This window comes from Arsenicicoccus sp. UBA2120 (assembly GCF_002330965.1).
Lineage (GTDB): Bacteria > Actinomycetota > Actinomycetes > Actinomycetales > Dermatophilaceae > Arsenicicoccus > Arsenicicoccus bolidensis.
This window is the reverse complement of record NZ_DCYC01000014.1, coordinates 1-6,014: the sequence shown is the minus strand read 5'-3', so window position 1 is coordinate 6,014 and position 6,014 is coordinate 1. Positions and strand designations below refer to the sequence as shown.

General features: G+C 73.5%; 5 protein-coding genes. 2 read left to right on the top strand and 3 right to left on the bottom strand.

Translation table 11 applies throughout. The annotated features are described in order from the left end of the window. Positions 1-30: 30 nt before the first annotated feature. From B2P18_RS01160 to B2P18_RS01150, 3 genes are all read right to left on the bottom strand, one after another. A complete protein-coding gene (locus B2P18_RS01160) occupies positions 31-1,797 on the bottom strand; it encodes an N-acetylmuramoyl-L-alanine amidase (RefSeq protein ID WP_286955528.1) in 1,767 nt (588 codons plus the stop codon). 32 nt (positions 1,798-1,829) lie between these two features. Beyond that, positions 1,830-3,068, bottom strand: a complete 1,239-nt coding sequence (locus B2P18_RS01155; RefSeq protein WP_286955525.1) for a SpoIID/LytB domain-containing protein — start codon at positions 3,066-3,068, stop codon at positions 1,830-1,832. Positions 3,069-3,432: 364 nt separating this feature from the next. Beyond that, on the bottom strand, positions 3,433-4,236 hold the full coding sequence (locus B2P18_RS01150; protein WP_286955523.1) for a TIGR03089 family protein: 804 nt from the start codon (positions 4,234-4,236) through the stop codon (positions 3,433-3,435). Between the two features lie 69 nt (positions 4,237-4,305). Here B2P18_RS01150 and B2P18_RS01145 point away from each other — a divergent pair, with 69 nt between their 5' ends. Together B2P18_RS01145 and B2P18_RS01140 are read left to right on the top strand one after the other, a co-directional pair. Further along, positions 4,306-5,055 carry a hypothetical protein gene (locus tag B2P18_RS01145; protein ID WP_286955521.1) on the top strand — a complete coding sequence of 250 codons (750 nt, stop codon included), beginning with the start codon at positions 4,306-4,308 and terminating at the stop codon, positions 5,053-5,055. 117 nt (positions 5,056-5,172) lie between these two features. Continuing rightward, the gene (locus B2P18_RS01140; protein ID WP_286955520.1) at positions 5,173-5,967 is read left to right on the top strand and encodes a DNA-3-methyladenine glycosylase family protein; all 795 of its coding nucleotides are present in this window, start codon (positions 5,173-5,175) and stop codon (positions 5,965-5,967) included. Positions 5,968-6,014: the final 47 nt, after the last annotated feature.

Below are 6,014 nucleotides of genomic sequence, written 5' to 3'. Positions count from 1 at the left end.
TGGCCGACCCCCGCTGCGTGCTGATGCTGCTCAGGCGCGCCAGGTGGCCCCGGTGGCGCTGTCGAACTTGACGGTGCCGCCCTGGAACGTCTGCGCCCAGCCGCCGGAGATGGGGCGCATGGTGCTGACCGGGGCTCCGAGGCGGCTCCACATGCCGCCGTTCCTGACCCAGTAGTTGCGGATGGCGCCCTCGGTCCAGGTGCTCACGCCGCTGCGGCTGTGGGTCATCGTCTTGCCCTTGGAGAGCTCGACGTACCACCCGCCGGGACCGGCGATCTCGTCGGTCCAGGGGTAGCCGCCCCAGTTCACCCCGCCGCGCGAGATCCAGCCGTGGTTGAGGCCGGGTCCGATGACCTTGGTGCCGTAGGGGCCGTTGTAGATGTTGACGTTGGACGTGAAGGTCGTGCGCTGCAGGCCGCTCGCGACCGTGCTCTCACCCACCGACACGCGGCCCCACTTGCCCGAGCCGCCGGTGGCGACATACCGCTTGTAGATCGGGCTGTTGAAGCCCGAGCCGTTCCAGCCGGCGAGGGCGGCGGCGCCGGCGCGCAGCTCGTCCATGCGCGGGTAGAGGTAGCGGCCGGGGCACGCGGTGTTGCTGGACTCGCGGTGCGCGGCGATGTTCTTGGCGTAGTAGGCGCTGCCCTTGGGGTACTTCGACGTGGTGCCGTTGTACTCGGAGTACAGCGTCGTGTTGCCGTAGGGCGCGATGTAGAACTGCGAGAGGCGCATGGCGATGCCCTGCTTGAGCGCCGACATGCCGGCCTCGGGGACCCGGGTGGTGTCGTAGTTGCCGAGGATCGAGATGCCGAAGGTGTAGTTGTTGAACGCGTCGGCGTGGGCGCCCTTGACGGGGCGGCTCAGTCCGCCGAAGCGACCCTCGAACTTCTGCCCGTACTTGTCGACGATCATGTTGTAGGCCACGTCGCACCAGCCCAGGCCGCCCGTGTCGTAGGCGTAGATGCCGCGGATGATCGACGCCGACTGCGCCTTGGTGTAGCTGTTCTGCCCCGCGGTGTGGTGCACCACGACGACCTTGGACGTCTCGCGCACCGAGGGCACGCAGCCCTTGCGCAGCGACTCGTTGGCGCCCCAGCCGGCGCGGGAGATCACGGACGGCACGTATGCCGCGTTCGCGGCACCCGCCACGGCGGTGGGGGTGAGCTGCGCGTCGGCCGCCGTCTCGCGGGAGGTGACGGCCGCGAGGGACGCGGTCTTGAGCAGGTCCTTGGCGGACGCGGCGACGCGCACCTGGACCCGGGTAGCGCCATCGACCCAGATGGGCTCGGTGCCGTACTTCGTGACCTTGCCCGTCGTCTGCTCCTTGACGGCGTCGATGGCCAGCTCCTGCCACTCCTGCCAGCCCTTGGCGGTCTGGGCACGGACGGCGACGGTGGCCTTGGCCGCCATGGTGGTGCTGCCCGGCCAGGTGACGCCGACCAGGTTGCCGGTGGCGGGGAGGTCCACGACGGTGTCGGTGGTGGCTCCGGCCTCGAGCGTGGGGTCGACGGTGCCCTTGGCCGGCGTGGCCACCGGCTTGCCCGCGGCGTCCTTGGGCAGCGAGGAGTCCTGGACGACCTTCGTCTCGGGACCGGCCTGCTGGACCGTGGTGCGGACCTTGTCGCCGAGGGCGTGCTTCTTGACGTCCGGGGTGATGGGGCCGTTCTTGGCCGGCACCGCTGCGGGGACCGGAGCCTGCACGGCGACGGACGGCAGGGCGACGAAGCCGAAGCTCAGGCCGAGGGTGGCGGAGAGCAGCGTGGTGCCCTTGACGAGGGTGGTGCGGGAGGTCTTCACGAGGGGGTCTCCAGGGTGTCGAGACGGACGGGTCACAGGGAGCTGACGGGCTTGAAGTAGGTGGAGCGCAGGGCGGTGCCGCCGACGACGCTGCGCAGGCGCTCGCCGGAGACGTCGACGGAGCCGCGGGTGCCCTGCAGCCGGACCGTGAGGACGCGACCGCCCCACAGGCCCTTGCCGTCTCGCGCGAGCACGGTCATCCGCTGGAAGGACCCGATGGCGGGGTAGGCCCGCTCGAGCTTGCTCACGGGGACGGAGACGCCCCAGGTGTTGGTGGTGGGGGCGAGGCCGGTCTCGTAGGGGTCGGCCTGGGCGGGCAGGTAGGACACGTTGCCGTACACCGTCTGGCCACCGTTGGAGGATCCGAACTCGGTGTGGGCGGGGAGGCCGGCCCGGGTGAGGATGATGCCCTTGCTGGCAGCGACGGCGGTGCGCGAGTTGGTGGTCTCGCTGGTGATCCCGCCGAACACCTGGCACGCGGCGGTGTCGCAGATGTCGTAGGTCGAGGTGCGGGGCTTGCGCAGCCAGCTCGCGGCGTAGGAGCGGGCCGCGACGGACTGCGCGGCGAGCGCCTGCACCGGCCAGCTGCCGGGGCTCTCGAAGGGCACGACCTGGCGCACGTAGCTCTCGAGGGTGGTCGTGACGACGGGGGAGATGGTCGTGCCGGAGCGGATGCCCGTGAGGCTGCCGAGGTAGGTCGCGACCGGCGCGCCGGTGGAGCCGACCGCGGTGACGGTGCCGTCCGTCGCCCGGATCGTCCACCGACCGGAGGAGGTCGACCGCAGGGCCTTGCGCTGGCCGGCGGAGGTCGTGAACCACAGGGTCGCGGTCGTCGTGGTGCCCCCTGACGCAGGGCGGTCGACCTGCCAGGACCGCACGGGGACCGTGCCGTCGACCAGGGACAGGCGCACGACCTGGCCGCGGCCGTCGTCGGCGACCAGTCCGGGCTCGGCAGCGACGCGGGCGGCGTTGCCGAGCCGGCCGGCCACGCCCACGCGGATGGTGGGGTCGGCCAGCCGGGTCTGCGTGGCGCCCGGGTAGTAGTGGCTGACGATCTGCTGCCACGAGCGGCCCTGCCTGGCGGCGTTCATGGCGCCGTACTGGGACATGCCACGGCCGTGGCCGAAGCCCCGGCCGGTGATCTCCAGGGTGCCGTCGGCGGGCCGGCTGTAGGACTCGGCCGCGGACGCAGGAGCGCCCGAGCCGGCGATGACGGCGGCGGACACGGCGGCGACGGCGGCGGCGCGTCGCGACGTAGGTGTGATGCGCATGGGTCTCCCAGGTCCTCGGCGGGGGCTGGCCCAGGACTCTTCTCGAGCGGTGTCGAGCTGGATGGCTAGTTCGCCCCAGAACGATCAAATCACGGAGTGTGACCGTCTCGTTACTGTCCGTATGTGATCACAGGTAGACGTCATCGCGGAACCTTTGACGCCGATGTCGCCCTTTTTGGACTAATTACACGCGTGTGTCTTGTGAGGTTGATGGGGCACTTGTGACAGTTGGGGCGTGTTCAGGCTCCCCCCACCACGCACCCTGGCCCGATCGGGCAAACGCGGCATGAGCGCCGGTGACTAGCCCGTCGACGGGCGGGTGACTACCTCGCTAACACCCGCAGGTCGCCGCCCCGGCGACCGCTCAGGCCGGTCCTCGCACGAGCTCGGCGCGCTCGGCCTCGACGATCCCGTCGATCCCGTCGATCCCGTCGATCCCGGCGACCCCGGCGAGACCGTCACCGGCAACGCCGGGGTCGCCGGGGCCGCCGGAGCCGGGCGCCCCCGTGCGGACCAGCACGAGGCTGCCGTCGCCGGACCACCCGCGGACCATCCGGTCGAGCGCGTCCTCGAGGTCGGCCGTATGACGGTCCGCCTCCTCGCCCACCACCAGGCAGGTGCGGCGGTCGTCGGCTCGCAGCGGGTCGTCATACAGCCTGGTCCCGTCGCTCCGGCGCCAGGCGACGGCGCCGGGCCCGGGAGAGTCGAGGGCGTCGAACCGGTCCCCGTAGGTCGCGAGCTCGCGGGCCTCGTCCATCACCCCGGCGGGCACGGGGCCGGGGTGGGACCGGGCCAGGCCGGCGAGCGTGACGAGCGCGGCCTCGCCCGGCGCCTCGGCCGCGAGCGTCGGGTCGTCGGTGACGAGCAGGTCGGCCTCGAGCGCCCCGGCCCCCGTCACCAGCGTCGCCCCGGCCCACCAGGTCGCCAGCGCCCAGTAGCCCGCCCGCCAGTGCGCGGGCAGGGCCAGGCCGACGGTGCTGCCGGGCTCGAGGGACCACTCGTCCTGCAGCGCGTTGCCGGCCTTGCTGGCCCAGGTGAGCAGCACCCGCCCGCTCAGCTCGATCCGCTCGCCGTGCGTCGCGCCCCCCGTGCGGTCGTAGCACGTGATCGCCGGCTGGCTGACGTCGCGGGACTGCAGGGCGGGGAGGAGCTCGCGCAGGGTCGGCATCGGCCCAGCCTAGCGACCGGACCTACTAGGCTGGCGAGAGCCGATCTCGAGGATGACGGAGGACCACGGATGGCGCTGGGCCAGGTGGCGAGGACGCTGGGGCGGGTCGCGGGCGTCACCGCCGGGGCGGCGATCGCCACGGACGCCGCTCGGCGGCTGCACGCGAGCTCGCGCTGGGGCGTGCGGGCGCGGCTCGGCGCGGCCGGCGACCTGCCTGAGTGGGTGCTGCCGACCGACGTGCTGGCGTCCTACGCCGAGGCCGAGGAGCACCGCGAGGCGGCCGACGACCTGGGGCTCCCGATGGTCCTCGACGAGGTCAACGCGTGGGCGGCGATGGGTGCCCTCGCCGCGCTGCTGCGCCTCGTCGACGACGGCACGCACCGCAGCCAGGTCGTCGATCTCGGAGGTCGCTGGTCGCCGCTGTCGCGGTGGTGCCGGGCGCTGGGTTTCGCCGTCTCGCGCGAGGTCCCGCACGAGCGGGGGAGCGTCGACCTGCTGGCCCGCCTGCACCCGGCCGGCGCGGTGGCGGACGACGTCGACGCCGTGCTCGAGCTGGCCGGGGTCGTGCTGCGACCGGGTGGGGTCGTCGTGGTGACCGTGCCCGTCGGCGACGCGGACGCCGAGGGAGCCCTGGGGCGAGCCGACCTGCGGGCCCTCGAGGCCCGCGCCGACGGGTGGGGGCTGCGACTCGTCGGCGACCTCGACGGCGAGGTGGGGCGGCGCCTCACCGCCGCCGTCCGTGGCGCGCGCGACGACGAGCAGGTGCGCACCGACGGCAGCGCCTACGCCCTGGCCCGGCTGACGCTGCGGCGACGCTGAGTGCGCCGGATCCGGCTCGACCGCCCGCTGGACCTCCGGTCGACCCTGGCCGCCCTGCAGCGGGGAGGCGGTGACCCGACCGGACGTCGCACGGCCACGGGTGGGTGGTGGCGGGCGATGCGCACCCCCGACGGCCCGGTGACGATCCACCTCGAGCGCCAGGCCGACGAGGTGGTGGGTGAGGCCTGGGGCCCGGGGGCCGAGTGGTCCCTGGAGCATCTGCCGGGGCTGGTCGGGGAGCAGGACGACGCGACCGGGCTGGTGCCCGTCCACGACGTGGTGCGCGACGCCCACCGCCGCCACCCGGGCTTCCGGATCGCGCGGACCGGCCTCGTCGTCGAGGCCTTGGTCCCGGCCGTCATCGAGCAGAAGGTCACGGGTCAGGAGGCCTTCGGCGGCTATCGCCGCCTCGTGCGGACGTATGGCGAGCCGGCACCAGGCCCCGGTGAGGGTCTCGGCCTGATGGTCGCCCCGTCGGTGCAGGTGTGGCGCCAGGTGCCGTCCTGGGCGTGGCTGCAGGCCGGCGTCGACGGGGCTCGCTCGGCGACCGTCCAGCGGGCGCTGGCGGTGGCTCCGCGCCTGGAAGAGTGCGTCGACCTCGACCCGCGCGAGGCCCACCGGCGGCTCCGCGCCATACCGGGGATCGGGGTGTGGACGGCCGCCGAGGTGCGGCAGCGGGCCCTCGGCGACGCCGACGCGGTGAGCTTCGGCGACTACCACGTGGCGCGCAACGTCGGGTGGGCGCTGGCCGGCCGCGAGACCGACGACCACGGCATGGCGGAGCTGCTCGAGCCCTATCGGGGGCACCGGTTCCGCGTCACGCGGCTGCTCGAGCTGAGCGGCCAGGTGCGCCCGCGCCGCGGCCCGCGCATGGCGCCGCGCACCCACCTGCCCCGCACCTACCTCAGGTAGTCACGTCCGCCCGACTTGGCACGCCAGGCGGATGAGTTCCTAAGGGG